The 26,179-nt window shown below is 69.5% G+C and carries 21 protein-coding genes; 5 read left to right on the top strand and 16 right to left on the bottom strand.

All coding sequences use genetic code 11. The annotated features are described in order from the left end of the window. Nucleotides 1-171: 171 nt before the first annotated feature. The 3 genes from NS334_RS06720 to NS334_RS06710 are packed head-to-tail and all read left to right on the top strand — an operon-like array spanning nt 172 to nt 5,487. Nucleotides 172-1,029, top strand: a complete 858-nt coding sequence (locus tag NS334_RS06720; protein ID WP_058755195.1) for a glucose 1-dehydrogenase — start codon at nt 172-174, stop codon at nt 1,027-1,029. A 55-nt stretch (nt 1,030-1,084) separates the two neighbouring features. After that, nucleotides 1,085-3,472, top strand: coding sequence for a DUF3772 domain-containing protein (locus NS334_RS06715; protein WP_058755194.1), 2,388 nt, complete (start codon nt 1,085-1,087; stop codon nt 3,470-3,472). 53 nt (nt 3,473-3,525) lie between these two features. Beyond that, nucleotides 3,526-5,487, top strand: coding sequence for a putative bifunctional diguanylate cyclase/phosphodiesterase (locus NS334_RS06710; RefSeq protein WP_058755193.1), 1,962 nt, complete (start codon nt 3,526-3,528; stop codon nt 5,485-5,487). A gap of 22 nt (nt 5,488-5,509) precedes the next feature. Here NS334_RS06710 and NS334_RS06705 read toward each other — a convergent pair whose 3' ends face one another. Genes NS334_RS06705 through NS334_RS06695 form a run of 3 tightly spaced genes read right to left on the bottom strand, consistent with a single transcriptional unit; the run spans nt 5,510 to nt 7,924 of the window. Continuing rightward, entirely contained in the window at nt 5,510-6,301 is a 792-nt protein-coding gene (locus NS334_RS06705) for a LysR family transcriptional regulator (protein ID WP_058755192.1), read from the bottom strand. A 4-nt stretch (nt 6,302-6,305) separates the two neighbouring features. After that, the gene (gene apaG / locus NS334_RS06700) at nt 6,306-6,704 is read right to left on the bottom strand and encodes a Co2+/Mg2+ efflux protein ApaG (RefSeq protein ID WP_058755208.1); all 399 of its coding nucleotides are present in this window, start codon (nt 6,702-6,704) and stop codon (nt 6,306-6,308) included. A gap of 14 nt (nt 6,705-6,718) precedes the next feature. After that, a complete protein-coding gene (locus NS334_RS06695) occupies nt 6,719-7,924 on the bottom strand; it encodes a trans-sulfuration enzyme family protein (protein WP_058755191.1) in 1,206 nt (401 codons plus the stop codon). Nucleotides 7,925-8,034: 110 nt separating this feature from the next. Between NS334_RS06695 and NS334_RS06690 the strand changes: the two genes are divergently transcribed. Then, the gene (locus NS334_RS06690; RefSeq protein ID WP_058755190.1) at nt 8,035-9,267 is read left to right on the top strand and encodes a glycosyltransferase family 39 protein; all 1,233 of its coding nucleotides are present in this window, start codon (nt 8,035-8,037) and stop codon (nt 9,265-9,267) included. A 213-nt stretch (nt 9,268-9,480) separates the two neighbouring features. On the opposite strand, the gene leuB is transcribed toward NS334_RS06690, so the two are convergent. From leuB to NS334_RS06630, 12 genes are all read right to left on the bottom strand, one after another. After that, nucleotides 9,481-10,533: a 3-isopropylmalate dehydrogenase gene (gene leuB, locus NS334_RS06685; RefSeq protein WP_058755207.1), complete on the bottom strand. Its 1,053-nt coding sequence runs from the start codon at nt 10,531-10,533 to the stop codon at nt 9,481-9,483. Between the two features lie 29 nt (nt 10,534-10,562). Further along, nucleotides 10,563-11,294 carry a DNA repair protein RecO gene (gene recO / locus NS334_RS06680; RefSeq protein WP_058755189.1) on the bottom strand — a complete coding sequence of 244 codons (732 nt, stop codon included), beginning with the start codon at nt 11,292-11,294 and terminating at the stop codon, nt 10,563-10,565. Between the two features lie 239 nt (nt 11,295-11,533). Next, nucleotides 11,534-13,453 carry an excinuclease ABC subunit UvrC gene (uvrC, locus tag NS334_RS06675; RefSeq protein WP_058755188.1) on the bottom strand — a complete coding sequence of 640 codons (1,920 nt, stop codon included), beginning with the start codon at nt 13,451-13,453 and terminating at the stop codon, nt 11,534-11,536. 359 nt (nt 13,454-13,812) lie between these two features. Continuing rightward, nucleotides 13,813-15,618: a DUF885 domain-containing protein gene (locus tag NS334_RS06670; RefSeq protein WP_058755187.1), complete on the bottom strand. Its 1,806-nt coding sequence runs from the start codon at nt 15,616-15,618 to the stop codon at nt 13,813-13,815. A gap of 122 nt (nt 15,619-15,740) precedes the next feature. Further along, nucleotides 15,741-16,352 carry an ATP synthase subunit B gene (locus NS334_RS06665; protein WP_058755186.1) on the bottom strand — a complete coding sequence of 204 codons (612 nt, stop codon included), beginning with the start codon at nt 16,350-16,352 and terminating at the stop codon, nt 15,741-15,743. Next, nucleotides 16,345-16,839 carry an ATPase gene (locus tag NS334_RS06660; protein WP_058755185.1) on the bottom strand — a complete coding sequence of 165 codons (495 nt, stop codon included), beginning with the start codon at nt 16,837-16,839 and terminating at the stop codon, nt 16,345-16,347. Before NS334_RS06660 ends, NS334_RS06665 begins: the two co-directional genes overlap by 8 nt. Before the next feature lie 69 nt (nt 16,840-16,908). Continuing rightward, entirely contained in the window at nt 16,909-17,136 is a 228-nt protein-coding gene (locus tag NS334_RS06655; protein WP_019515901.1) for a F0F1 ATP synthase subunit C, read from the bottom strand. A gap of 41 nt (nt 17,137-17,177) precedes the next feature. Further along, nucleotides 17,178-17,966 carry a F0F1 ATP synthase subunit A gene (locus NS334_RS06650; protein WP_058755184.1) on the bottom strand — a complete coding sequence of 263 codons (789 nt, stop codon included), beginning with the start codon at nt 17,964-17,966 and terminating at the stop codon, nt 17,178-17,180. 26 nt (nt 17,967-17,992) lie between these two features. Beyond that, complete coding sequence (locus NS334_RS06645; protein WP_058755183.1) at nt 17,993-18,325, bottom strand: AtpZ/AtpI family protein; 333 nt, start codon at nt 18,323-18,325, stop codon at nt 17,993-17,995. A 232-nt stretch (nt 18,326-18,557) separates the two neighbouring features. Continuing rightward, the gene (locus NS334_RS06640) at nt 18,558-18,935 is read right to left on the bottom strand and encodes a YdbL family protein (RefSeq protein WP_058755182.1); all 378 of its coding nucleotides are present in this window, start codon (nt 18,933-18,935) and stop codon (nt 18,558-18,560) included. Between the two features lie 3 nt (nt 18,936-18,938). Then, entirely contained in the window at nt 18,939-19,103 is a 165-nt protein-coding gene (locus NS334_RS06635) for a YnbE family lipoprotein (protein WP_193753021.1), read from the bottom strand. 47 nt (nt 19,104-19,150) lie between these two features. Beyond that, nucleotides 19,151-22,234, bottom strand: a complete 3,084-nt coding sequence (locus NS334_RS06630) for a YdbH domain-containing protein (RefSeq protein WP_058755181.1) — start codon at nt 22,232-22,234, stop codon at nt 19,151-19,153. A 110-nt stretch (nt 22,235-22,344) separates the two neighbouring features. Here NS334_RS06630 and radC point away from each other — a divergent pair, with 110 nt between their 5' ends. Next, nucleotides 22,345-23,034: a RadC family protein gene (radC, locus tag NS334_RS06625; protein ID WP_058755180.1), complete on the top strand. Its 690-nt coding sequence runs from the start codon at nt 22,345-22,347 to the stop codon at nt 23,032-23,034. Between the two features lie 52 nt (nt 23,035-23,086). Here the strand turns inward: radC and NS334_RS06620 are convergent, their stop codons facing one another. Beyond that, nucleotides 23,087-25,882, bottom strand: a complete 2,796-nt coding sequence (locus NS334_RS06620; RefSeq protein WP_428835043.1) for a TonB-dependent receptor plug domain-containing protein — start codon at nt 25,880-25,882, stop codon at nt 23,087-23,089. Between the last annotated feature and the right edge of the window lie 297 nt (nt 25,883-26,179).

Here is a 26,179-nt window from a genome sequence, read left to right as displayed (position 1 = left end):
AGAGCACCACCGCTGCGGTGAACAGGCCTCTACGGGCCCCGCCCCGAACGGTCAAGCGATTCGATGACACTTTTTTTGCCGCGCTGCGACGAATGTGTTGATCGACGTCACGACGCGGAACGTCCTACGTGCGCAAGCCATTGATCGCACGACGCTTTCAGGAGCCGCCGCATGACCGATTATCCCGTACCCCCCTATCCGCCACAACAGCAGTCGATGCCCGGATCGACCGACGCCATGGATCCGCGTCCCGATCACGGGGAACACAGCTATGTCGGCCATGGTCGCCTCACCGATCGCAAGACGATCGTGACCGGCGGCGACAGCGGCATCGGGCGGGCGGTGGCGCTCGCCTTCGCCCGCGAAGGCGCCGATGTCGCGATCGCCTATCTCGACGAGCATGACGACGCGCGCGAGACGCAGCGGCTGGTGGAGGATGCCGGGCGACAGGCGCTGCTCATCCCCGGCGATATCAGCGATCCCGCGCACGCGCGTCACGTCGTCACGACGACGGTCGCCGCGTTCGGGCGGATCGACGTGCTGGTGAACAATGCCGCGCATCAGGCGACCTTCCAGTCGCTGACCGACATACCGGACGAGGAGTGGCAGCTGACCTTCGCGGTCAACGTGCATGCGATGTTCTACCTCTGCAAGGCGGCGGTGCCGCACATGCGCGCGGGATCGTCGATCATCAACACGACCTCGATCAACGCCGACAGCCCGAACGAGCAATTGCTCGCCTATGCGACCACCAAGGGCGCGATCCACAATTTAACCGCCGGACTGGGGCAGATGCTCGCCGAGCGGAAGATCCGCGTGAACGCGGTCGCCCCCGGCCCGGTATGGACGCCGCTCATCCCCTCCACGATGCCGCCCGAGAAGGTGAAGAGTTTCGGCAGCAACACGCCGCTCGGTCGCGCCGCGCAGCCCGCCGAACTGGCGCCGCCCTATGTGATGCTGGCCAGCGACGCCGCCAGCTATATCACCGCCGCGACGATCCCGGTCACCGGGGGGCGTCCCTTCCTGTAACCCGCATCAGGGAAGGCCCTGCGCAGCGGGACGGGTTCTGCTATCGGCGCGCATCATGCCGATGCGCTTCCTGATCCCGCTGCTGCTCGCCCTCCTGCTCCCCGCGCCGCTTGCCGCGCAGGCGCCATCCGTCGACAAGCCCGCCGACAGCGCCGCACGCCTGGCGCAAGCCGAGGCGGACGTGCGGATGGTCGACCGCGCGCTGGACACGCGGCTCGACGACGACCGCCGCGACGAACTGCGCGACCGCATCATGAGCGCGCGGGTCGCCGCCACCGCCACCACCGCCGACCTGGCGCAGCAGCTCGCGCTCGTCGATGCACGGCTCGCCGGGCTCGGCCCCGCCAACCCGACCGAGGCGCCCGACCTGCGCGAGCAGCGCCGCCGGCTGGCGCAACAGCATACCGCGCTCGATTCGAGCGTGAAGCGCGGCCGGCTGATCGGCGTCGAGGCGCAGCAGCTGGCGGACGAGCTGGAACAGAGCGTCGCCGAACAGTTCAGCCAGACGATCACCGCCCGCTCGATCCCGCCGATCTCGCCGTCCTTCTGGGTCGCGGTGGTCCAGGCGATACCGCGCGACCTGCGGCGGATGGAACGCTTCGTCACCACCGGCGCGGCGGGCATCGCCGGCCACTGGGGGGGACGGCCGCCGTTCCCGGCGCTGTTCGGTCTGCTGGCTGCGCTGGCGATCATGCTGCCGGGGCGTGCCGCGGCGCATCGCGTCGGACAGCGCTTCCTGATCGAGGGCGCGCCCGGCCACCGGGTCCGCCGCTCCGCCAATGCGATCTGGCGGGTCATGGTCGGCACGCTTGCGCCCTTGCTCGCGATAACGCTGCTGATCGAGGGGCTGCGCTGGTCGCTGCTGCTGCCCGACAGCTGGAACGGTGTGGCGGAAGCCTTCACGATCGCCGTCACCTTCGCCTGCTTCGCCTCCTCGGTCACCGGCGCGTTGCTGATGCGCCAGCACCCGAGCTGGCGGGTCGCCCCGATCGCCGACGATGTCGCGCAGGAACTGCGGCCGTATAGCTGGCTGCTCGCCGGCGTCGCCTTCACCAGCTACATGCTGGAGGCGTTCAACACCGCCACCGGCGCCAGCCCGGCGATCCGCAGCGCGACGCAGGTGCTGGAGATCGTCCTGCATCTGGCGCTGCTTGCCTTCGCGCTGCTCGCGCTGGGGCGGCTGCGCGCGAATCGCGCCGAGGAGGAGGCCGCCGCTCCGGCCCGCACCGGGCTGGGCGCGCTCGCGCTGCTGGCGTGGGTCGTCGTGCTGGCGACGACGCTGGCGCTGCTGATCGGCTATCTCGGCTTCGCGCTGTTCGTCATGCAGCTGATCGCCTGGGGCGTCGTGTTGTGGAGTGCGGCCTATCTGCTGATGGCCGCCGCCGACGATCTGGCCATCACGCTGTTCACGCGCGACAGCGCGCTGGGGCGGGCATTGTCGCGCGGGCTGGGGCTGCGCGGCGCGGTGATCGACCAGTTCGGCGTGCTCCTGTCCGGCGTGCTGCGCGTCACGCTGGCGCTGCTGGCGATGGGACTGTTCTTCTCGCCGCTCGGCGCGGGCGGCGGGATCGGCAGCGTCATGGGGCGGCTCGGCCTGCTGGCGCAGGGGGTGCAGATCGGCGGCGTCTCGATCTCTCCGGGGGCGATCGTGCGCGGCGTCGCGGTGCTGTTCGTCGGGCTCGCGCTGGTGCGGGCGTTCATGCGCTGGCTGGAGGGCAAGTATCTGCCTGCGACCGACCTCGACGGGTCGGCGCGCAACTCGGTCGGGCTGGTCGCGCGCTATGTCGGCATCGCACTGGCGGTGATCTGGGCGATGGCATCGCTGGGCATCGGGGTGGAGCGAATCGCGCTGCTGCTCTCGGCGCTGTCGGTCGGGATCGGTTTCGGGTTGCAGGCGATCACGTCCAACTTCGTCTCGGGGCTGATCCTGCTGGCCGAACGCCCGATCAAGATCGGCGACTGGATTCGGGTCGGCACCGACGAGGGCGATGTGAAGCGGATCAGCGTGCGTTCGACCGAGATCGCGCTGGCCGATCACTCGACGCTGATCGTGCCCAATTCGGAGCTCATCACGAAATCGGTGCTCAACAAGACGCTCGCCAGCCCGCTCGGCCGCTTCCAGATCCAGTTCGCGGTCCCGCTCGAAACCGATGCCGATCGCGTCGCGGCGATCGTGGCCGAGGCACTGGCGGCCGAGCCGGCGGTGCTCGATCAGCCCGCCCCGGCCGTCTATATCGATTCGATCGCGGACGGCCGCATCTTCTTCAACTGTTTCGCGCATGTCGCCTCGCCACGCGCCGCCTACAGCGCGCGCAGCGGCGTGCTGACGGTGCTGCTGCGCCGGTTCCGCGCGGAAGGCATCGAAATCGGCACCGTCCCGCAGAAACTGGAGCTGATCGCCGCGCGCGACATGGCCGCCGCCGAACCGCCGGCACGCTCTTAGTGCCCCGTTAACGCTTTCTGGTTATCCCTCCTCTCAGGGGGATAGGCGGCCGGATGAACATTGCAGCATTGCGGCGCTGGCGACTCTATCGGTGGTATGCCGATGTCGGCACCGATCCGCGCCTCGCGGTCGCGCAGGTTCGCAACCTCTACGGACAGGTGCCGTTCCTCTACGGGCTGCTCGTCGTCAGTTCGATGGCGGTCGCGTTGACCCACCATGCCAGCGCGCCAGCGCTGGTCAGCACCTATATCCCGGCTCTGCTGTTCTCGATCAGTTCGGTCCGGATCGTCCACTGGTGGCGGCGATCGAGAACGCACGCGCGTCCCGATCCGGTCATGGCGAAGAAGCAATTGCGCGCGACCGTCGTACTGGGGGGGATCGTCGCCTGCGCCTATGCGGCCTGGGCGTTGTCGTTGATGAGCTACGGCGTCGGCCAGCAGAAGGCGCACGAGATGGTCTATCTGACCACCACCGTGCTCGGCTGCATCTTCTGTTTGGGGACGCTGCCGCAGGTGGCCGTGCTGGTCGGGATCATCGTCATTCCGTCGTTCATCGCGATGTGCCTGGTCGAACACGATCTCATGTACACGGTCATCGCCGCCAACGTCGGGCTGGTGCATATCGTGCTGCTGCGCGTGCTCCTGAACAGCTTCGAGCACTTCCGCCGACAGGTCACCGCCCAGACCCGCCTCACGCGCCAGCATGACGAACTCGTCCGCCTGAACGAGGAGAACGACCGGCTCGCGCGCACCGACAGCCTGACCGGGCTTCCCAACCGGCGGCGCTTCCAGAAGGATCTGGAGGAACTGGCCGCCGCCGGCCCGTCCGCGCCGTTCGCGGTCGGGCTGCTCGACCTGGACCGGTTCAAGCCCGTCAACGACACGTTCGGGCATCACGCCGGGGACATCCTGCTGATGCAACTCGCCCGCCGCGCGATGGAGGTCGTGGGCGGCGAGGCGACCTTTTACCGCCTCGGCGGCGACGAATTCGGCATCCTCATCCCCGGCGACGCCCGCGCCGCCGCCGCGGTCGGCGCGCGCGTGTGCCGCTCGCTGGACCGGCCGTTCGACGTCGGCGAGCTGAACATCGCGGTCGGCGGGTCGCTGGGAATCGCGCTCTATCCCGAGGCCGGCGACACCGCGCCGGCGCTGTTCGACCGCGCCGACTATGCCCTTTATCATGCCAAGCGCGTGCAGGGCGGCGGGATGTGCATCTTCACCCCCGATCTGGAGGGCGCGATCCGGCGCGACCGCGCGATCGAGGCCGCGTTGCAGGCCTGCGCGTTCGACGACGAGCTGCAACTGGTCGGTCAGCCGATCGTCAACGCCCGGACCGGCATGGTCGAGGCCGTCGAGCTGCTCGCGCGGTGGAACAGTCCGCTGCTGGGCGATATCGCGCCATCGGACTTCATCGCGGTCGCCGAACGCTCGACGCTGATCCACGGCATCACGCTTACCGTGTTCCGAAAGGGGCTGGCGGCGGCGCGACTGCTGCCCGATCATGTCGCGCTATCGTTCAACATCTCCGCCTGCGACCTCCATTCACCCGCCACGCTGGCGGCGATCGAGTGCGAGATCGCGACCTCCGGCATCGCGCCGTCGCGGATCTGGATCGAGGTGACGGAAACCGCGCTGATGCGCGATGCCGCGACCGCCGCGCGCGTGCTGCAACGATTGCGCAGCTGGGGCATCAAGGTGGCGCTCGACGATTTCGGCACCGGCTATTCCAGCCTCAGCAACCTCCACCAGCTACCGCTCGACAAGGTGAAGATCGACCGCAGCTTCATCGACGACGTCCAGGCGCAGCGCGGCTGGGCGGTGGTCGAATCGGTGCTCGGCCTCTGCCGCGCGCTGTCGCTGCAATGCGTCGCGGAGGGCGTGGAAACCGCCAGCCAGCTCGAGGCGCTGCTGCGCATCGGCTGCGAACATGCGCAGGGCTTCCTGTTCGGCGAACCGCTGCCCGTCGCGCAACTGCCGGAAGTGGTGCGGATCGTCAGCCGTCGCAACGCCGCCTGATCGCGGCGCGCCCGCCCGGCGCTTACCGGGAAAGCGCCTCGACCAGCGCCTGCACCTTGCGCTGCCGCCACTGCGGCGTCGGCGCGACCAGCCAGTAACCGATGCGGGACGGCTGCGCCGCGCCCACCACCACGACCCGCCCGGCGGCGATATCGCGCGCCGCCAGCATCTCCGGCACCGTCGCGCGCCCCAGTCCGGCGGCGGCGGCATCGATCGCCAGCCCGGCGTCGCCGACACGCACCTGCGCCGCCGCCTCCGTCTCGGGCGCGCCCGGCCACACGATCGTCGCGGTCGCCTCGCCGCCCGGCCGCGCGACCGTCACCAGCCCCTCGCTCTCGATCGCCTCACCCTCGTGCGCGCCCGGCCCTTCGCCCCAGCGGATCGCGAGGTCGAGGTTCGCCTCGGTGAAATCCATCCCCTCGTCCGCCGCGACCAGCGCGAAGCGCAGGTCCGGGTCCGCCGCCGCGATCCCGGCCAGGCGCGGCAGCAGCCACTTCTCGGTCACGTCGCGGGGCGCGGCGATCGTCAGCGACTTGGACGATTGCCCGGCCTGCATCGCGCGCACCGCTTCCTCGAACTCCAGGAACGCCTGCCGCAGCGGCGCCAGCCCCGCCTCGCCCTCCGGCGTCAGCTCCAGCCCCTTGGTCGTGCGGCGGAACAGCACAACGCCCAGCGTATCCTCCAGCGCGCGGATCTGCTGCCCGACCGCCGCCGGGGTCACCGCCAGTTCGTCGGCCGCGCGCGTGAACGACAGGTGCCGCGCCGCCGCATCCAGTACGCGCAGCCCATTCAGTGGCAGATGCGTCCGCTTCACCGCGTCACTCCGCCTCGGCGGGCGCGAGCAGCGCGAAACGCGGGATCGCCACGTCGAACAGCCGCCCGTCCTCCGCCACCATGCGATAACTGCCCTGCATCGCGCCGGACGGCGTCGCCAGCGGACAGCCCGATACGTAATCGTAGCTTGCGCCGGGCTGGATCACCGGCTGCTCGCCGACCACGCCCTCGCCCTCCACCGTATGGCGCGCCCCGCGCGCGTCGGTGATGATCCAGTGGCGGGTCAGCAACTGCACCGGCCCGTCCCCGTCATTCTCCAGCCGGATATGATAGGCCCAGAACCAGCGCCCGCGTGCCGGCTCCGACTGTTCCGCCAGATAGCTGACCGAAACGCGCACCGTCACCCCGTCGGTGGTCTGCGCGTCCGGGAACAGCGCGCCCATGCCCGGCGGCAGCGTCACAGCCCGACCTGCCCCAGCGCGCGATCGAGATCGTCGATCAGGTCCCGCGGGTCTTCCAGCCCGACGTTCAGCCGCAGCATCCCCTCGGTCACGCCCATCTCCGCGCGCGCCTCCGCCGACACGCCATAATGCGTGGTGGAGGCGGGGTGCGTCATCAACGACCGCGAATCGCCGATGTTGTTCGAGATATCGATCAGCTCCAGCGCGTTGAGCAGGGCATGCGCCTGCGCGCGATCCGCCACCTCGAAGGCGAAGATGCCACCGGCCGCGACCATCTGGCTCATCGCCAGTTCGTGCTGCGGATGGCTCGGCAATCCGGGGTGCAGGATGCGCGGCACGCGGCCCTCCAGGAAGCGCCCGACCGCCAGCGCATTGTCCGACTGGCGGCGGATGCGCAGGTCGAGCGTCTCCAGCCCCTTCAGCACCACCCAGGCGTTGAACGCGCTCAGCGTCGGCCCGGTGTTGCGCGTGAACGGCAGCAGCGTGTTGGTGATGAAATCCTCGGTCCCGCACACCGCGCCGGCCAGCACGCGCCCCTGCCCGTCCATCATCTTGGTCGCGGAATAGGCGGTGACGTCCGCGCCATAGTCCATCGGCCGCTGAAGCGCGGGGGTGGCGAAGGCATTGTCGACGACGCTGGTGATCCCGTGCTCGCGCGCGATGCCGCACACCGCGCGCAGGTCCACCACATCCATCGTCGGATTGGCGGGCGTCTCGAAGAAGAACACCTTGGTGTTCGGGCGCACCGCATCGCGGAACGCCTGTGGATCCCGCGCGTCGACGGTGGTTGTCTGGATCCCGAACTTCGGCAGCAACGTGTCGACCAGCCAGCGGCACGATCCGAACGCCGCGCGGCCCGCGACGACATGGTCGCCCTGCTGCAACTGGCACAGCAGCACCGCGGTCATCGCCGCCATGCCGGTCGCCATCGTCCGGCACGCTTCCGCACCCTCCAGCAGCGCGATGCGATGCTCCAGCATCTCGACCGTCGGGTTCTGGAGCCGGGAGTAGGTCATCCCCGACTGCTCGCCCGCGAAGCGCGCCGCCGCATCCTCCGCCCGGTCGTAGCAATAGCCGGAGGTCAGGAAGAGCGCCTCCGACGTTTCGCCATACTCGGAGCGCGCCGTGCCGCCGCGTACCGCGAGCGTCGCGGGACGCCAGTGCTGCGTGATCGACCGATCCTGTCCGCTGTGCCGTTTCATGGGTCCGCTTTGCCCCCGCGCAGCCGTGGGACGCAAGTCAAACCGTCATCGCGGGCTTGTCGTCCGCGCGCCGCTGTCGCAATCCGCGTCGGCATGGTGGCGGAGGACAGATGCCGGTGAAGACGATCGAACGACGCCCGCGCCTGCTGCTATGGCTGGTCGCGCTCGCCAGCGAGGCGATCTTCCTGTTCCGCCTGACCGTGCCGACCAAGCCGGTGTTCGACGAGGTGCATTACTTGCCCGCCGCGCGCGCGTTGCTCGCGCTGTCCGGGCCGGCGAACATCGAACATCCGTTGCTGGCCAAGGAATTGATCGCGGCGGCGATGTGGCTGTTCGGCGACACGCCGTTCGGGTGGCGCTTCGCCTCGACGCTGGCGGGGGCCGCGACCGTCGCGGCGGTGTTCGCGCTCACCCACCTGCTGACCGGGCGGGTGCGCGCCGCATTGCTCGCCACCGCGTTCGCGCTGCTCGGCTTCACGATCTACATCCAGGCGCGGATCGCGATGCTGGACACGTTTCTGGTCGCGTTCCTGATGTGGGGCGTGGTCCTGCTGGCCGGCGCGATGCGGGACGGCAGCGTCGCGCGGTGGAGCGCGGGCAGCGTGCTGATGGGGCTCGCCACTGCCTGCAAATGGGCGGCGGCGCCCTATGTGGCGGCGGCGGGCGTCACCTTCCTGCTGATGCGGCGCAAGCGCCCGTCGCGCTGGCCGGGGCTGGGCACGGTCCCGGCGCTGGCGCTGCTCGGCGGCCTTTCGGTCGCGGCCTATTTTCTGACCTTCGCGCCCGCCTTCTTCTACGCCGGCGACGCGCTGACGCTGCGCGGGCTCCCGCATTTCCAATGGGACATGTACCTGCGCCAGACGCAGAAGCTGCCGCCGCACACCTACCAGTCGACGTGGTGGACATGGCCGCTGCTGATCCGCCCGATCTGGTATCTGTACGAGCCGGTCGACGGCGCGCAACGCGGCATCCTGCTGCTCGGCAATCCGGCGGTGATGTGGGGCGGGCTGATCGCGGTCGCGGCCTGTTACCATGGCTGGGTGAAGACCGGCGCGGCGCGGCTGCTCGCCCCGGCGGCGCTATGGACCTTTTCAGTCGCGATCTTCGCGATCATCCCCAAATCGCTCGGCTTCTATTATTATTACTATCCGTCCAGCGTGCTGCTCTGCGTCGTGCTGGCGGTGGCGCTGGATCACTGGCGCGTGGCGCTGGGGCGCTGGATCGAGCTCTACCTGCTGCTGGTGTTCGCGCTGTGGCTGTATTTCCTGCCGGTCCTGTCCGCCGAGCCACTGGCCAACCCCGCCGCCTTCCACCGCTGGACGTGGTTCGACAGCTGGGTGTGACCTGTCAGCGATACCGCCCCCAGGTGAACCGCGACGACAGCGCACACCAGGCAGAAGGCCACCCAGCCGTCCCGCAACGCCCGCGCGGTCGTCAACCGCCGGTCGCGACAGGTCAGTGCGCCGCGCCCCGCGGCGTCGCGGAACGGTGCCCCCCCCCGGCCTGCGTGCGCGTGCCGGTGGAATGAAGCGAGGGCAGGATCCCCTCCGACGAAGCTACAGCCCCGCCAGCACCGCATCGCCCATCGCGCGCGTCGTCGCGGTGCCGCCCAGATCGGGCGTCCGCACGCCGGTCGCCAGCGCCTTCGACACCGCCGCCTCGATCCGGTCCGCCGCCACGCCGTCACCCAGCGAATGCCGCAGCATCATCGCCGCCGACAGGATCGCGGCGCACGGATTGGCCTTGCCCTGCCCGGCGATGTCCGGCGCGGAACCGTGGATCGGCTCGTACAGCCCCTTGCCCTGCGCATCGAGCGACGCCGACGGCAGCATCCCGATCGACCCGACGCACATGCTCGCCTGATCCGACAGGATGTCGCCGAACAGATTGCCGGTCACGATCGTGTCGAACGCGCCCGGATTGCGGACCAGCTGCATCGCGGCATTGTCGACATACATATGGGTCAGCTCGATCTGCGGATAGTCCGCGGCGACCTCGATCACCACGTCGCGCCACAATTGCGACGTCTCCAGCACGTTCGCCTTGTCGACCGAACACAGCTTGCCGCGCCGCTTCGCCGCGGTCTGGAACCCGACGTGCGCGATGCGGCGCACTTCCGATTCGTCATAGCGCATCAGGTCGTGGCCCTCGCGCAAGCCGCCCTCGGTGGTGCCGCGCCCCTTCGCGCCGAAATAGACGTCGCCGTTCAGTTCGCGCACGATCACCAGATCGATCGCATTCGCCACCTCGGGCTTCAGCGTCGAGGCATCCTCCAGCCCGGCGAACATCTTGGCCGGACGGAGGTTGGCGAAGGTCGTCAAATTCTTGCGCAGCCCCAGGATCGCCTGCTCGGGGCGCAGCGCGCGCTCCAGCGAGTCGAACTCCGGGTCGCCGACCGCGCCGAACAGCACCGCATCGGCGCGCTTCGCCAGATCGAGTGTCGCCTCGGGCAGCGGACGGCCGCTGGCGCGATAGCCCGCGCCGCCGACCGGCGCTTCCTCGAAGGTGAGACCGAGGTCGAGCGCGTCGAGCACGCGCCGCGCCTCGCTGGTCACTTCGGGGCCGATCCCGTCGCCGGGCAGAATCGCGATGAGCTTGCCGTATGTCATGGCCGCACCGCATGGCGCGGGCAGCGCGCTCACGCAACCGCCCTCTGCAATCGTTCGAGCAATCGCGCCCGCGCCGCCAGCGGATCGCGCCGCCGGTCGACCAGCACGTCGCGCGCGAGGAAATGCCCGGTGATCGCCAGCCCCGCCAGCACCTCGTCCCATTCCGCCCCTCCGCCATCGCGCAGGAACGGCGGCAGCGCGAACAGCCGCGCCTCGTAACCGGCGGCGGCCGCGCGGCTGACCGCCCCGCCGCTCTTGGGGCTGACGAAGGCGAGGTCGTCGGTCGCGCCGGTCGCGACGCACGCCGACAGGTCGAGCCCGAAGCCCAATTCGGCCAGCAGCAGCAATTCGTACCGCGCCATCGCCGCCGCCCAGCCGCGCGCGCTCGGCGCCGCCTCGATCGCGTCCAGCACGCCCGCCAGCGCATCGTGGAGGTGCGGATAGGGCTGCGCTTCCGGCAAGGCGGTCGCGGTCAGCGCGGTCAGCCATTCCAGCGCGGCGGCGGGCAGCGGCGCGGCATGGAGCGCGGCGCGGCTATGGACCAGTTCGACGGTCAGCGCGGCGAGTTGCTCCTCGGTGCGCGCGCGCCACTCGCCGCGCACGATGTTCCCCGGTTGCAGCACCGGCCGCAACCCGCGCGCGTGCCCGCCGCGGACATAGCCCGGCTGCACCCCGTCCAGCCGCGTCAACGCCCGCGCCACCGCCCCATGCTCGCCATGCGCGCGGACGGAGAGCAGGATGGCGTCAGCGGTCAGGTGCACGACGACCTCAATCCGTCATTCCCGCGAAAGCGGGAATCCAGAACCTCCGACGATTGCGTCTCCATCGCCGGACCTGCGCGTCTGGATTCCCGCCTTCGCGGGAATGACGGGAACGACCCATCCCATCGACCTTCCCCCGTCATTGCGAGCGCAGCGAAGCAATCCAGGGCGGCGTGCGGAACACTGGATTGCTTCGCTGCGCTCGCAATGACGGAGCGACGGGTCACGACCGTCACCCCTCACCGCGCATGGTAGAAGTCGTACACCTGCTGCGCGACCGCCGCGCTCACTCCCGGCGCCTTGCGCAGATCCTCCAGCGAGGCGTTCCGCACCGCGCGCCCGGTGCCGAAGTGCATCAGCAACGCCTTCTTCCGCGCCGGACCGATCCCCGGCACCTCGTCCAGCGGACTCGCGCCGATCGCCTTCGCGCGCTTCGCCCGGTGCGCGCCGATCGCGAAGCGGTGGACCTCGTCGCGCAACCGCTGGAGATAGAACAGCAAAGGCGCATTGACCGGCAGCGTCAGTTCGCGCCCGTCCATCAGGTGAAAGACCTCGCGCCCCTCGCGCCCGTGATGCGGCCCCTTGGCGACGCCGACCATGCACACGTCCTCAATGCCGAGGTCCTCCAGCACCGCCTTGGCCGCGTTCAACTGTCCGCGCCCGCCGTCGAGCAGCACCAGATCGGGCCAGGTCTCGCCATCGCGGTCGGGGTCCTCCTCCAGCGCGCGGGCGAAGCGGCGGGTCAGCACCTCGCGCATCATCGCATAATCGTCGTCGGTCGCGGCCTGCTTGATGTTGAACTTGCGATACTGGCCCTTGCGGAACCCCTCCGGCCCGGCGACGACCATTGCGCCCAGCGCATTGGTGCCCTGGATGTGGCTGTTGTCGTACACTTCGATCCGGTCGGGCGGCTCGCCCAGTTCGAACAGATCGGCCAGTTCGCGGTGTAGTCGCGCCTGCGTCGTGCTCTCCGCCAGCCGCCGCTCCAGCGCTTCCTTCGCATTGCGCGTCGCCTGATCGAGCAGCCGCCTGCGCACGCCGCGCTGGGGCACGGTCATCTCCACCTTGCGCCCGGCCTGATCGGAGAGCGCCTGCACCAGCACCTCCGCCTCGGGCAGCACGCGGTCGATCAGGATCGTGCGCGCGGGCGGCACCTCCTCATAGAATTGCGCCATGAACTGCGTCAGCACCTCGTCCTCGGGCACGTCGGCGGTGTGCGCGGGGAAGAAGCTGCGGTGCCCCCAATTCTGCCCGCCGCGGATGAAGAACGCCTCGATCCCGATCAGCCCTTCGTGGCTGGCCAGCGCGAAGATATCGGCGTCGCCGACCCCCTCGGCATTGATGAACTGCGTGCCCTGGATGAAGGTCAGCGCCTTCAGCCGGTCGCGCAGGATCGCGGCCAGCTCGAAATCCATATTCTCGGCCGCCGCCTGCATCTGCGTGCCCAGCTTCGCCTGCACGTCGGTCGCCTTGCCGGCGAGGAACTTCTTGGCGTCGCCCACCAGCTCGGCATAGCCCGCTTCGTCGATCCGCCCGACGCACGGCGCGGAGCAACGCTTGATCTGGTACAGCAGGCACGGGCGGTCGCGCGTCTTGAAGAAACCGTCGGTGCAGCTGCGCAGCAGGAACAGCTTCTGCAACGCGTTCAGCGTGTTGTTGACGCTCCCCGCGCTGGCGAACGGACCATAGTAATCGCCCTTCGCGCGCCGCGCGCCGCGATGCTTCTGGATGCGCGGAAAGTCGTGGTCGGCGCGCAGCAGGATGAAGGGAAAGCTCTTGTCGTCGCGCAACAGCACGTTGTAGGCGGGGCGATAGCGCTTGATGAGTTGCGCCTCGAGCAGCAGCGCCTCGGCCTCGTTGTTGGTGGTGACGATCGTCATCGAGCGTGTCTGCGCGACCATGCGTTGCAGCCGCCTGGGCAGGCGATCGACCTGCACGTAATTGCCGACGCGGTTCTTCAGCGCGCGCGCCTTGCCGACGTACAGCACGTCGCCCTTCGCATCGTGCATCCGGTACACGCCGGGCTTCAGCGGCAGCGTCTTCAGCACGTTGCGGATCGCCGCGACCCCGCCCTCCAGATCGGGCGCATCGGCGCCACGGATCGCGTAGGTGGCCTTTTCCTCGTTGAAGCGGTCGGGGGGACCGTAGCTGCCTGTCATCCCCCGCGATCTAGGAAGTGCGGGGGAGTGGGGCAACGGGTCGCCGGCTCCGCCCGTCGTCCGTGCCGGCACGTCGCCCCTGCGAAGGCAGGGGCCTATGTCTCTCGAGTGGTTACCCGCCCATCTGACACAGGAAACGCCGCCCCCGTGTCAAACCCGTCGCGACACGCCACAGCGATAGGCCCCTGCCTACGCAGGGGCGACAACGGTCGAAAAGCCCCGGATTTCACCCCCCCACAACCCGTCACCCCGGCGAACGCCGGGGCCCAGTTGGGAGACGTCGCCGGATTTCACGAGCCGCCCGCCACTGGACCCCGGCCTCCGCCGGGGTGACGGCTGAAAATGAAGCGCGGTGGCCTCTACTTCCCGCCGCCCTTCACCCAGGCGGCGATCTTCTCCTCCAGCACCGGCATCGGCAGCGCGCCCGTGTCCAGCACCTCTGCATGGAACCTGCGCGGATCGAACCGTGCGCCCAGCGTCTTCTGCGCATCCGCCTTCACGCGCGAGATCGTCAGCTGCCCGATCTTATAGGCCAGCGCCTGCCCGGGGATCGCGATATAGCGCTCGACCTCGGCCGTCGCGTCGGTGCGCGACATCGGCGAGTTGGCGAGCATATAGTCGATCGCCTGATTGCGGCTCCACCCCTTGGCATGGATGCCGGTATCGACCACCAGCCGCATCGCGCGCAACATCTCGTCGTTCAGCCCCCCCATCCGCTGATACGGGTCGGTCTCCATCCCCAGCTGCGGCCACAGCGTTTCCGCATACAGCGCCCAGCCCTCGACATAGGCGGTGTTCCCGCCGAACCGCATGAACGCGGGCAGCGCCGTATTCTCCTGCGCCAGACTGATCTGGAAATGATGCCCCGGCACCGCCTCGTGCAGATACAGCGTCTCCATCTCCCACATGTAACGGCTCGGCAGGTCGTAGGTGTTGTAGTAGAACACCCCCGGCCGCGACCCGTCCGGCGTGCCGGGCTGATAGGAGCCGCCAGCGTCGGTCTTCTCCTTGAACGCCGGGACCGGGCGGATCTCGAGCTTCGACTTGGGGATCAGCGAGAATTGCTCGCGCACCCGCGCATCGACGCGCCGTCCGATCGCCTCATAGCCCTCGCGCAGCTGCGCCGCCGACGACGGCTGGAAACGCTTGTCGGTGCGCAGGACGGTGAAGAAGTCGGCCAGCGTGCCCTTGAACCCCACCTTGGCCTTCTGCGCCTCCATCGCGCGCGTGATCCGCGCGACCTCGGACAGGCCGAGCTGGTGGACCGCATCGGCCTTCAGCGGCAGCGTCGTGTTCGACTCGATCAGGTAATCGTACAGCCTCGCCCCGCCCGGCATCGCCGACAGCCCGACGCTGTCGCGCGCGACCGGCAGATAATCGGTACGCAGGAAGTCGCGCAGCCGCGCCTGTGCCGGGTTCAGCACCTCGGCGATCTGCTTCGCATAGGCGGCCGTCAACCGGGCGCGCTCGGCCTCCGGGATACTGTCGGGCATCATCTTGATCGGGCCGTAGAAGGGCGACGCCTCGACCCCGCCCGCCAGCAGGTTGTCGAGCTGCCCGATCACGTTGCGGACGACCAGCTTGGGCTGGACGACGCCTGTCTTCATCCCCTCGCGGAACCGGCCGATCGCCTGGTCGAGCATCACCGCATATTGCGCGTTGCGCTTCAGGTTGTTCTCATAGTCCGCGACGGTCTTGAACGGCGCCGCGCCCTGCCCCGACGCCAGTTCGGGATAGAAGGTCTGTATGCCGTAGAAGTGGTCGAGCGGGCGGACGATGGTCAGCGCCACCAGATCGGGCGCGAAGCCGCGCAGCGTCGTCTGCGTCTGCTGCCGGAACGTGTCATAGGCGAGCTGGTCGACCGGGTTCAGCGCCGCGCGGTCGATCGTGCCGAGAACGGCCAGATCGTGCTCGGCTGCGGCGCGCTCGGCGGCGAGATAGGCGTCGGTGAAATAGTCGCCGAGCTGGTCGGCATAGCGCATGTCGCCCCGGAACAGCGCCGACACCGGATTGCGCTTCAGGCTGGCTTCGTCGCTTTCGTGGAACAGCGCGCGGAGCCGGGCATCGGCGCTCGTCGCGGGCGCGGCGGCGGGGGCGGCGGTCTGGGCGAGCGACGGCGCGCCGGCGGTGCCGACCAGCAGGGCGGCGAGGAGGACGGAACGCATCGGACTGGCTTCCTGGGCTGGCCGCCAGCGAGGGGAAGCAGAATGCCGACGGCGTGGGGAGGGAGAAACGTCGGGGAAAGGAAAGGACCGGCGGAAACTGTCGCCCCGCCGGTCCCGGTAACTCAGTTCAGGCGGCCGACGCCCGAAATCGCGCGGTCGACCAGCGCGCGGTCGGCGTCGGCGCCGTGCCGCTCCGCGATCAGCGCGGCGGCGGCGGCGGTCGCCGCCTCGGCGGTACGGGCGCGGACCTCGGCGATCGCGGCGCGTTCGGCGGCGGCGATCTTGTCCTCGGCCATCCGCGCGCGACGCTCCATCAGCGCCTCGGTATCGGCCTTCGCCTTGGCGACGATCGCGGCCGCCTCGTGATGCGCCAGGTCGCGCATCTTGGCGGCATCCGCCTCGGCACCGCGCGCGCGGGCGGCATATTCGTCGCGGAGCGCCTCGGCTTCCTTGCGGAGCGCGGCGGCTTCGTCGAGCTGGTGGCGGATCTCGGCGATACGCTTGTCGAGCATCGCGCCGATCGCCGCCGGCACCTTCATCACCGCCAGGCCGATCAGCACGACCAGCGCGGCGATGCCGACCCAGCCGGTGTCGTTGAAGCCCAGCGCGGTCGGCGCGGCGTGCGATTCGCCGTCACCGGCGCTGGTCCCGGCGTGGATGCCGCTGCCGTTGGCCATGTCCTGGCCCTCCAGCGGCTGCGCCTCGATATCGTGGACGAGCGGGGAATTAGCCATGATTGAGCTGCCTGCGCACCGCCTCGTTGGCGGCTTCCGGGGGGATCGTGACGCCGGACAGGCGCTGGACCAGATCCTGCGCCGCCTCGGCGGCGATCGTCTGGACGTTGACCATCGCGGTCGCCTTGGCATTGCCGATCGCGACGTCGTGATGCGCGACCCGCTCGGCCAGATCGGCGTCGGCGGCGCGCAGCTGCGCCTCGGACGCGGCGACCGCGCGCGCCTTGGCGGCGGCGACCTCCGCCTGCGCGGCGACGCGGGCGGCGTCCATGTCGGCGTTCCAGGCCGCCTCGGTCCGATCGGCCTCGACCCGTGCCGCTTCGGCCGTGGCGAGATCCTGCGCGATCTTCGATTCACGCAGCTCCATCACGCCCTGCACCCTGGGCACCATCATCTTGCCGATCCCGAAATACAGGATCCCGAAGGTGATGAGCAGCCAGAAGAGCTGGGAGGCGTAGGTGGCGGCGATCTGACTGATTTGCGGCATGCCGGTCCCTTGGCTGGTCGTCGTGGCACTGGCCCGGCCCGCGCGAACGCCGGCCGGGCAAGTCGTATGTTACGCGACGAACACCAGGATGATCATCGTCACGAAGGCGAGCAGGCCCAGAAGCTCGGCACCGGCGAAGCCGATGAACAGGCGGCCCTGCTGGCCGTCGGCGGCACCCGGGTTGCGCAGCGCGCCTTCGAGGAAGGCGGCGAACACGTTGCCCACGCCCAGCGCGGCGATACCCATGCCGATCGCGGCGAGACCGGCGCCGAGCAGCTTGGCGGCGTTTGCGTCCATGATAGTAACTCCCGTTGAAATTCAGTGGTGGAAAAGGAAACTCAGTGCAGGTTGACCGCGTCGTTCAGATAGACGCTGGTCAGCAGCGCGAAGACGTACGCCTGGATCGCCGCGACCAGCAGCTCCAGCAGCGTGATGCCGATCATCAGCACGAAGCTGGGCAGCGACACGATCGCGATATAGCCCGGACCCATGTTGATGCCGTTGATGACGAACGCCGCCAGCACCTTCAGAAGGATGTGCCCCGCGGTCATCGCGACGAACAGTCGCAGACCCAGCGAGAACGGACGGACCAGGAAGCTCAGCAGCTCGACGACGAAGATCAGCGGGATCATCACCACCGGCGTGCCGTGCGGCACGAACAGGCTGAAGAAATGGAAGCCGTGCTTGCCGAAACCGACGATCAGCACAATCGAGAAGCTGATGATCGCCAGCACGCCGGTGACGGTCAGGTGGCTGGTGATCGTGAACGGGTGCCAGCCGGGCACGATACCGACCGGCATCAGCCCCAGGACATTGGCGAACAGGATGAACATGAACAGCGAGAAGACGTACGGGACGAACCGCTTGCCCTGCGGCCCGACGTTCGAGGTCAGCATGTTCTGGACGAAGCCGGTGAAGCCCTCCACCGCCGCCTGCCAGCGACCGGGCACCAGCTCGCGCTTCATCCCGCCCAGCATGAACAGCCACAGCGCGACCAGCGTGATGACCATCCAGAGCGCGGAATTGGTGAAGGACAGATCATAGCCGCCCACGATCCAGGGCCGACCGAGCACAGGCTCGATCAGGAACTGGTGCATCGGATCGATCTTGCCGCCTTCTGCCGCCACTGCCGGGTTCCCGCTTCTCACATACGTCAAGCGCCCGGGTCGCCCGGACGCTTGCTCGTCAACCGAATGATCTGCCTGAACGCCACCGCGATTCCGAGGAACAGCATGACGATCAGCCCCCAGGGCGCGGTGCCGAACCAGCGGTCGATAAGCCAGCCGATCAGCGCCGATCCGACGAGACTTCCGATCAGGGCGGCGAGCACGCGGTTGCCGAGCTGATAGCCGGCCTCCGATTCGTCGCGCACCGTCCCCTGTCGAACCGCTTCGTCCCGGCGCGCCTGCCTCAGCCGTTCGTCCAGCTGGTTCAGGCGCGGGTCGCCCGCGTCGTGGAAATCCCCCCCGGGTCCGTTCTCCGCCACGCAGTCACCCTCACCCCTGTGTTCTGACAGCCGGGGAGAGGACGCGCGCAAGCGGCGAGCAGCCCCGCCAAGGCCCGGCCCGGTTAGACGGGGGGTCCGGGGGTGTCAACCACGCACGAACACCCGCGCGTCATCCCCGTGTCATCTTCGGGGCAGGGTAAGCGATAAACGTCACGGTCCGGTTACCGCGCCGCCCGTGCGCCGGCGACCGCCGGTCCTCGACCCGGCGCCCTCACACGCAGCGCGGATCCCGCTGCGGCGCCCCGCTGCCGCGCGTCTCCCACGACCCGTCGGGGGCGCGATACTTCTCGCCGGGCTTCGTCTGCGCGATCAGGTTGCACCCGCTGGTGAACGCCATCTGCTCGACGGTCGCGCCCGACGCCTGCGCCTTTTGCGTGTAGGCGGCCTTGCGCTGGATGTTGATGTTGCTGACCAGCGCGCGCAGCGCCGCCGATCCCGCGCCGACGACGCCCAGATAGCCGTCCGGCTGCTCGCCCACCTCGCCGCCCGCGCGCGCGGCGGCATAGGCGGGATCGCGCTGCGCCTGCGCCATGCCCGGCAGCGCCAGCGCGGCCAGAGCGGCGAGGATCGAAAATGCCTTGATACGCATGGCTCAGAAAATCCCCGGGTTCTGCTGGATCAGCGACTTCGCCTCGTTGTCGAGGCGATAGACCACTTCCTGCGTCACGTTGATGTTGAGGTTGATCTGGATCGGCTTGTCGGGGGCGGAAATGTTCACGCATCCCCCCATGCCGCCGGCCAGCATCAGCATCGCCATCGATGATAAGGTCGTGAGGCGCATCGCGTTCGTCAATCCTGCTCGGGTCATGGCACATTCTCGCTTGCGGGCGGCTGAACACCCGTCTTCCGGTTCTGTTCGTCGATCAAGGCCTGGAGGTTGCGCTTCACCAGCCGCTGCGGGTCGTAGAAGCTGGCCGCCGAATCGATCAGCCCGCGGAACGGCGCGCGGATCGTGATGTTGAACTGGATCGGCAGGCGGGTCAGCCGGCGCAGCAGGAAATTGCTCTTCGCGCCCTGCCCCTGCCGGATGCCGGTGAAGCGCACGCCCGTCACCATCTCGCCCGCCAGCGGCCCGTCCATCTGCACGTCGAGGCTGCGATAGGTGAGCGAGCGCAGCGACTGGAAGGCGAGATTGCCCCAGAAGCCCAGATCCTTCTCGGTCAGCTCGCCCAGATAGGCGATCGATCCCCCGCCCGGCCGCGCGATCAGCCGCCCGCCCTCGATCCGCCCGCCGCTGTCGTCGAAGATCATCGGCAGCACGCCGTCGAAGGTGCCGGTGGCGTTCAGGTTCGAGAAGTCGAACTGCTGCAGGAACTTGCCCGCCTCCATTCCCTGGACGCGGAACGTCAGCCGCCGCGTCCGCTCGGCGTCGAAGTCCAGTACGGTCGGGTCGAGCGTCAGCGTCCCGCCCGCGAACGGCCAGCGCCCCGCATCCACCCGCACGCGCAGGTCGGGGAGCAGGCGATAGACGATGCGCCCGTCCGTCACCGCGATGCCGGGATTGATCGACGCGACCGTCGCGACCTGATCGGGCGCGCTCACCAGCCCCAGCAGGTCGGTGAAGCGGATCGTGCCCGCCAGCCCCTCGACCGGGCCGAACGCGGCGGCCAGGTTCATGCCCGGCGTGGTGAAACTGCCGGTGCTGCTCACACCCTTCGCGTCCCAGCGGATGTCGCCCTGCCCGCTCACCATTCCCTGCACGTCGGCGATCACGCCATAGGTCACGCGCGTCAGCAACTCGGGCTGGAACGTCTTGGTGAAGGTGATGCCGGGCACCGTCAGCCGCGCCTGCCCCGCGCCGCGCGACAGCGCATGGTCGATCGCCACCGTCGCCACCGCCGTCCCGGTCGTCGGCTCGATCAGCGCGCCGGTCGCGCGGATCGCATCACCCTTCAGCGAGAACGCGACGTCGCGCGCGGTCATCGGCTGGAACCGCGCCGGATCGGCGGCGTCGGCGACGCGCAGCGTTCCCGTCAACGCCAGCGCGCGGCCATCGAAGGTCCATTTGCCATCGCCCGCGCTCATCACCAGCGGCACGTTGGCGACCTGCCCGCCGCCCGCCGCGAACGTGCCGGCCGCGCCCGCGCCAGTCAGCCGTCCGTCGAGCGTCCCCGCCGCGATTCGCGTCACGCGTCCCGGCGCGCCGATCAGCGCGACCACATCGCGCAGCGCGAAGCCGCGATCGACCAGCGCCAGCGTCCCGCCGCTGCTGTCGAGCCGCAGCGGCGACCCGCCGATCGCGCCCGCCAGCCGAACCGTGCCCAGCCGCGCGCTACCGGAAAGGCGCCCGTCCGCCACCTCGACCAGCGCGCGCGACGTCGGGCACAGCGTCAGCGTCGCCGCCTCCAGCCGCAGGCTCGACACCGCCAGCCGGTCGAAGGCGAGCGGGGTGCAGGCCGGATTGACCGCCAGCCGCCCGCGCCGATCCCACAGCGCCGCCACCGGGACGCGCAATCCGTCGACCCGACCGCCCGCCAGCGGCCCGCTCAGCGTCGCGCGGGTGGTGATCCGCGTCGCGCCACCGCCGCCGGTGGTGAAACGCACCGGGGTCAGCGACAGCGCCGCGCCGCCGCGCGCATAGGGCTGGATCACCGCCGTGCCGCTGACCGGCGCGCCCGGTGCCGGCTGCGCCAGCCGCACCGTCGCGCTCGGCAGCCCGCCGCCACCGATGGCCATGCGCCCGTCGAGCTGGACGCCCGCCGGATGGCCGATCGTGATCGCCCCCGAATCCAGCGTCGCCTGGGCACCGGTGGCCGCGCGCAGGTCCGCGCGCTCGATCGTCAGCAGCGTCGGTGTGCCGGTGGCCAGCGCCAGGTCGGCGCCGACGCGCATGTTGCCCGCCGCGCGCGCCGCATCCTCGGTCATGCCGGCCAGCAGCGGCGCGACCGGCGATCCCGCCGCGCCGCGTCCGGCCGCCGCGATCCGCGCGCGCCACGCCGGCGACAGCGCGACCTGCGCGGCCTCCAGCCGTCCGGCCAGCGTGGCGCGACCGCCGCTCAGCCGCCACTGCCCCGCCAGCCGCGTCGCGCCGCTGCGCCCGGCCTCGGCCGCCGCGCCCGCCAGCGTCAGGTCGGCCGTGCCGGTGGTGCGATCCGCGTCGCCGCGAAAGCGGATCGTCCCGGCCAGTCGGTCCAGCCGCGCGCCGCCGGTCGCGACCCGCCCCGCCGCCACCTGCGCGCGCCCGAACCAGCGGTCGAGGGCCGGCGACAGGCCGATGTCGAGGTCGGTCGCCACCGCGCGCGCCGCGGTCGCGCCGCACGCCAGCCCCGCGGCGTTCACCGGCCCGGCCAGGCGCGGCGCGCTGGCGGTGACGCGCAGGTTCACCGCGGCGGCCAGGCCCTCGACGCGACAGCCCGGCAGGGTCAGCGACGGCGCCTGCGCCCGCAATTGCCCGCGAAAGCCGTCGTCGAGCTTCCCTTTCCCGCTCAACAACATCGCGACCGCGCCATAACGCGTGTCCAGCGCGATGCGCGCCTGCTCGACCGCGACGTTCAGCGACGGCAGCGCGAAGGGCCCACCCGATGGCGGCGGCAGCAGCCGGTCGATAGCGCCCAGCAGCACGCGCCCCTCGCGCAGCCGCGCCGCGATCCGCACATGGCCGGCGCGCACCGCCACCAGCCGTGGCCCCGACAGCCCCAGGTCGATCTGCGTTTCCACCCAGTCGGCGGTCAGGTCGGGATGCGCGGGGTCGCCGATCACGACGTTGGTCAGCCGCTGCCGCCCCAGCCCCAGGTCGTCGATGCGATAGCGGGCCGCGACGCCCTTTGCCGCCAGTTCGCGGTCGATGACGTGCGTCGCGATCGGGATGCGCGACAGCCACAGCCCGCCACCCGCCGCCAGCGCCAGCACCGATACCGCCACGCCGATCCGCCGTCCGGCACCGCTCACGCCGGATGTCTCCGCTGCTGTGCCGTGCCGGTCATGCGGGTGCCAGCATAGGGCAGTCGCGGGCCGCGACGCAATTGCACGGGCGCACGATCCGACCTACCCCCGACGTCATGGCCGACGACGACATGCGCGCGCAGGATGCGAAGGGGCACCGTGCCCGGCTGCGCGCGCGGCTGCTCGCCGATGCCGACGGGCTGCTCGATCACGAACTGGTCGAATATCTGCTCGCGCTGGCGATCCCGCGTCAGGATACCAAGCCGCTCGCCAAGGCGCTGCTGCGCGAATTCGGCGGGCTGCCCGGGCTGCTCGGCGCCGACACCGACGCGCTGGTGCGCGTGCCCGGCATGGGGGAAACCAGCGCGGCGGCGATCCGCATCGCGCACGCCGCCGCGATCCGGCTGGTGGCGACGCGGGCACGCGCGGCGCCGATCCTCTCGAACTGGCAGGCGCTGTCGGACTATCTTCATGCCGATATGGCGCACGACATGGTCGAACGGTTCCGTGTGCTGCACCTGAATACGCGCAACATGCTGATCCGCGACGAGGTGATGGCGCGCGGCACGATCGACGAAGCGGCGGTGCACGTCCGCGAGGTCGTGAAGCGCGCGCTCGACGTCGGCTCGGCGGCGCTGATCCTGGTCCACAACCATCCGTCGGGCGATCCCTCGCCCAGCCGCGCCGACATCGATATCACCCGCGCGATCGTCGCGGCCGGCAAGCCGCTCAACATCGCGGTCCACGATCATCTGATCGTCGGATTGACCGGTCAGGTCAGCCTTCGCGCGAAAGGACTGATCTGACCGGTATTTGACCGCGATCGACGCTGACGACCCCTGTTCTCCGCGCCGGAAATCAGCGCGTCCGAAGGCGGATGCCGACCCGGAACGCGCGCCCCAGCAGGTCCGAATAGGTGCTGTTCGCCGCCAGCCCGGTTTCCGGCAACAGGATCGGATCGGCATCGAACAGGTTGGTAACGTTGAAGAATACCTCCCCCTTCGCCTCGCCGCCGACGTCGATCTTGGTGGTCAGGTTCAGGTCGAAGTAAAAGGCGCCCGAAATGTCGTTGTTGTCGATGGTCGGAAACTGCGAAACGATCGCGGCCGGACGACCGACCGGGCAGTCGGTCGAACACACGATATAGTTGTTTCCATACGTCCCGGAGCTTATGCCCCGCCCCGTCGCAGTAATCGCGAACGCATCGGCGTCATAGGTCGCCGAAGCACGATAGATCCACTTCGGAAGCCCGCCGCCACCATTCTGTCCGACGATATCGACCGGGATGTTACCGGGCACGCCCGAGTTGGTGATGTTGTCGATATAGCGCGTGGCCAGACCGTGCAGCGTCAGATTGTCGTCGCTGCCTGCGAACAGTCTTTCCATCGGCAGACGATAGGTGGCGTCGATATCGATCCCGCGCACGCGCTGCTGCGCGAAGTTGAACGGGCTGGCGCGGAAGAACAATTCGCGGTCGCCGGTCGGATCCTTCTCGAACGCGGCACAGAATTCCTGCCGCCCTTCATAGCAGCGATTGATGATATCCTGCGCGAAGAACTGTCCGATCGCATCCTTCAACTCGATCAGGAAGCCATCCACCGACAACGAGAAGCCCGGCACGAAGCGCGGCTGCAGGATCACCCCGACGCTGGTCGAATCGGCCTTTTCCGGGCGCAGATTGGGGTTGCCGGTCGTCGTCTCGCGGAAGGTGACGCCGGTACGCCCGTCCCGGGGGTCGGTCAGCGTGTTGGTCCGCGACGTGCCGGAAGCGAACAACTCGTTGAGATTGGGCGCGCGGATGTCGCGCGACCGGGTGACGCGGAAGCGGATGTCCTCGATCGGCTGCCACGTCGCGCCCGCCTTCCACGTCGTGACATAGCCCGATGTCGAATAGTCGGTGCCGCGCACCGCGCCGTTGAACTCCACCCCCGCGCCCAACGGCACGACGGTTTCGAGATAGGCCTCCTTCACGTTGTAACTACCGAAGGTCGGGAGGAAATTGCCCACCGACCAGCCGGTGCGGAATTCGGCCGGGACCGAACCGGACACTTCCTCCCGGCGATATTCGCCGCCCACCGCGACGCTGACCGGCCCCGCCCAGGTCGAGAATGGCGTGACCGACAGGTTGGCGCCCGCCACCGTCTGCTTCAGCTTCTGGTCGCGATACGGATCGCCCAGCACGTAATCGACCGCCGCCGGATCGGCGACGCCGATGCCCAGCCGGTTGAGCGGGAGGCAGCCGTTGGTCGGCGCGGTCAAGGTCGATCGACAGACGATCGTGCCCGCCGCGACGCCCAGTGCGTTGCCGGCCGGCGCGAACACCGCATCATTGGCGTTCGCCATCCGCGTGGTGTTCATGATGTTGCGCAACTGCTCGTGCGCGTTCATCTCGCCATATTGGCCGTAGACGTTCCAGATCGCCTTGTTGCCGAACCACTGGAAATCGCCCTCCGCGCCCAGCGCATAACGCTGCACGTCGCGCGAGCTGTTGTTCTGGCGATACGGCAGGTCGGCGGCGGTGGTGCCGATCGTCACGCTGGTGATCCCCGCCAGCCGCGACGCGCCCAGCGTATTGATCAGATAGGCATTGTCGCCGCGCAGCGTGGTGGTGGTGCTGACGTTCGGCCCGGCGTTGAACAGCGTCTTCTGCCAGTTGTACGCCCCTTCCGCGAAGACCGAGATCCAGTCGGCCAGTTCGTAGCTGACGCGCCCGAACACGCCGCGCCGGTCGTCGTCGGCGTCCAGCCCGATGCGGCGGCCCGAATCGTTGAGCTGCCAGTCGCCGCCCTGCGTCAGCGACGGAGCGTTGGTGCCGCCGAGCGCGGGCGAGTTGAAGGCGCCGTACTGGAACTGGTTCACCGATCCGCCCGGCCCGAAATACAGCCCGCGCAGCCGGTTGGCGACGCCGCCGCTGGAATTCAGGATAATCCCGCCCGGGGTCGCATTCGCCACGCCGACCGGCGTGCGGATCAGATATTGCGGCTGCCCGTTGTTGACCAGGCCGGTCGCATTGGCCGGGTTCGTCATCCGCACCCGCCCGGTGAAGTTCCAGTCGCGATCGACCGCGAAGATGCCGTCGCGATGCGCCAGTTCGGCGCTCAGCAGCACATGCCCGCGCCCCTCGCTGCCGAACGACGTGCCGCCCGCGACGCTGAACGAGTAATTGTTGCCGTCGCCGCGGCTGGTGATGCCGCTGTCGGCCGTGACCTTCAGCCCCTCGTACTTCTTGTCGAGCACGAAGTTGACGACGCCCGCGACCGCGTCCGATCCATAGGCGGCGGAGGCGCCGCCGGTCACGATCTCCACGCTCTTCACCAATGCCTGCGGGAAGGTGTTGATATCGACCAGCCCGGTGACGCTGGAGGCGACCGTGCGACGCCCGTCGAGCAGCACCAGGGTGCGGATCTCTCCCAGCGCACGCAGGTTCAGCGCGTTGATCCCGGCCAGCCCCGAGCTGATCGCCAGCCGCGAGTTCGCCGGCCGCGTCGATCCCGCGACCGACGGAATCTGGTTGATGAAATCGGCCAGATTGTTGGTCGGCGAGGAATTCTGGATCTCCGCCTCCGACACCACGGTCAGCGGGGTCGGCGCCTGAAAGCCGTCGCGGACGATGCGCGTCCCCGTGACCACGACGTCGGAGCCATCGTCCTGCATCTGCGCCAGATCGGGTTCCGACGCTGGCCGCGCCGCGCTGGCACCCGTGCCCGGCCCGTCCGCCTGGCCCTGCGCACCGGCCTCCGCGGCGAGCAACGCGAGCATCAGCGCCGCCATGCTGGCGCCGGCGCGGGTCACCGCGCGCAGCGCGTGGCCGCGTCCTGCCGTTAGCCGTCGAACCGTCATCATATCCCCCTATTGTAGCCCGGACCCGATGGCCCGGTCGCGATCAACCCGGATGTTTCCTGCGTCCGCGCCTGACCCGTTTCGCCCTCGCGCGGGGCGATCGCGGGGTAT

The sequence above is a fragment of the Sphingomonas endophytica genome, assembly GCF_001476895.1.
GTDB classification, from domain to species: Bacteria; Pseudomonadota; Alphaproteobacteria; order Sphingomonadales; family Sphingomonadaceae; genus Sphingomonas; species Sphingomonas endophytica_A.
This window is presented reverse-complemented; position numbering and strand designations above follow the sequence as displayed.

What these genes read in the sequence shown, in the direction of transcription:
- NS334_RS06670 (WP_058755187.1), bottom strand. Translation starts at nt 15,618, where the DNA reads ATGCGTTCCGTCCTCCTCGCCGCCCTGCTGGTCGGCACCGCCGGCGCG.
- NS334_RS06635 (WP_193753021.1), bottom strand. Translation starts at nt 19,103, where the DNA reads ATGGCGATGCTGATGCTGGCCGGCGGCATGGGGGGATGCGTGAACATT.
- leuB (WP_058755207.1), bottom strand. Translation starts at nt 10,533, where the DNA reads ATGACATACGGCAAGCTCATCGCGATTCTGCCCGGCGACGGGATCGGC.
- NS334_RS06720 (WP_058755195.1), top strand. Translation starts at nt 172, where the DNA reads ATGACCGATTATCCCGTACCCCCCTATCCGCCACAACAGCAGTCGATG.
- NS334_RS06690 (WP_058755190.1), top strand. Translation starts at nt 8,035, where the DNA reads ATGCCGGTGAAGACGATCGAACGACGCCCGCGCCTGCTGCTATGGCTG.
- NS334_RS06715 (WP_058755194.1), top strand. Translation starts at nt 1,085, where the DNA reads ATGCCGATGCGCTTCCTGATCCCGCTGCTGCTCGCCCTCCTGCTCCCC.
- uvrC (WP_058755188.1), bottom strand. Translation starts at nt 13,453, where the DNA reads ATGACAGGCAGCTACGGTCCCCCCGACCGCTTCAACGAGGAAAAGGCC.
- NS334_RS06620 (WP_428835043.1), bottom strand. Translation starts at nt 25,882, where the DNA reads ATGCAGGACGATGGCTCCGACGTCGTGGTCACGGGGACGCGCATCGTC.
- NS334_RS06665 (WP_058755186.1), bottom strand. Translation starts at nt 16,352, where the DNA reads ATGGCTAATTCCCCGCTCGTCCACGATATCGAGGCGCAGCCGCTGGAG.
- NS334_RS06640 (WP_058755182.1), bottom strand. Translation starts at nt 18,935, where the DNA reads ATGCGTATCAAGGCATTTTCGATCCTCGCCGCTCTGGCCGCGCTGGCG.
- radC (WP_058755180.1), top strand. Translation starts at nt 22,345, where the DNA reads ATGGCCGACGACGACATGCGCGCGCAGGATGCGAAGGGGCACCGTGCC.
- NS334_RS06660 (WP_058755185.1), bottom strand. Translation starts at nt 16,839, where the DNA reads ATGCCGCAAATCAGTCAGATCGCCGCCACCTACGCCTCCCAGCTCTTC.
- apaG (WP_058755208.1), bottom strand. Translation starts at nt 6,704, where the DNA reads ATGGGCGCGCTGTTCCCGGACGCGCAGACCACCGACGGGGTGACGGTG.
- NS334_RS06655 (WP_019515901.1), bottom strand. Translation starts at nt 17,136, where the DNA reads ATGGACGCAAACGCCGCCAAGCTGCTCGGCGCCGGTCTCGCCGCGATC.
- NS334_RS06710 (WP_058755193.1), top strand. Translation starts at nt 3,526, where the DNA reads ATGAACATTGCAGCATTGCGGCGCTGGCGACTCTATCGGTGGTATGCC.
- NS334_RS06695 (WP_058755191.1), bottom strand. Translation starts at nt 7,924, where the DNA reads ATGAAACGGCACAGCGGACAGGATCGGTCGATCACGCAGCACTGGCGT.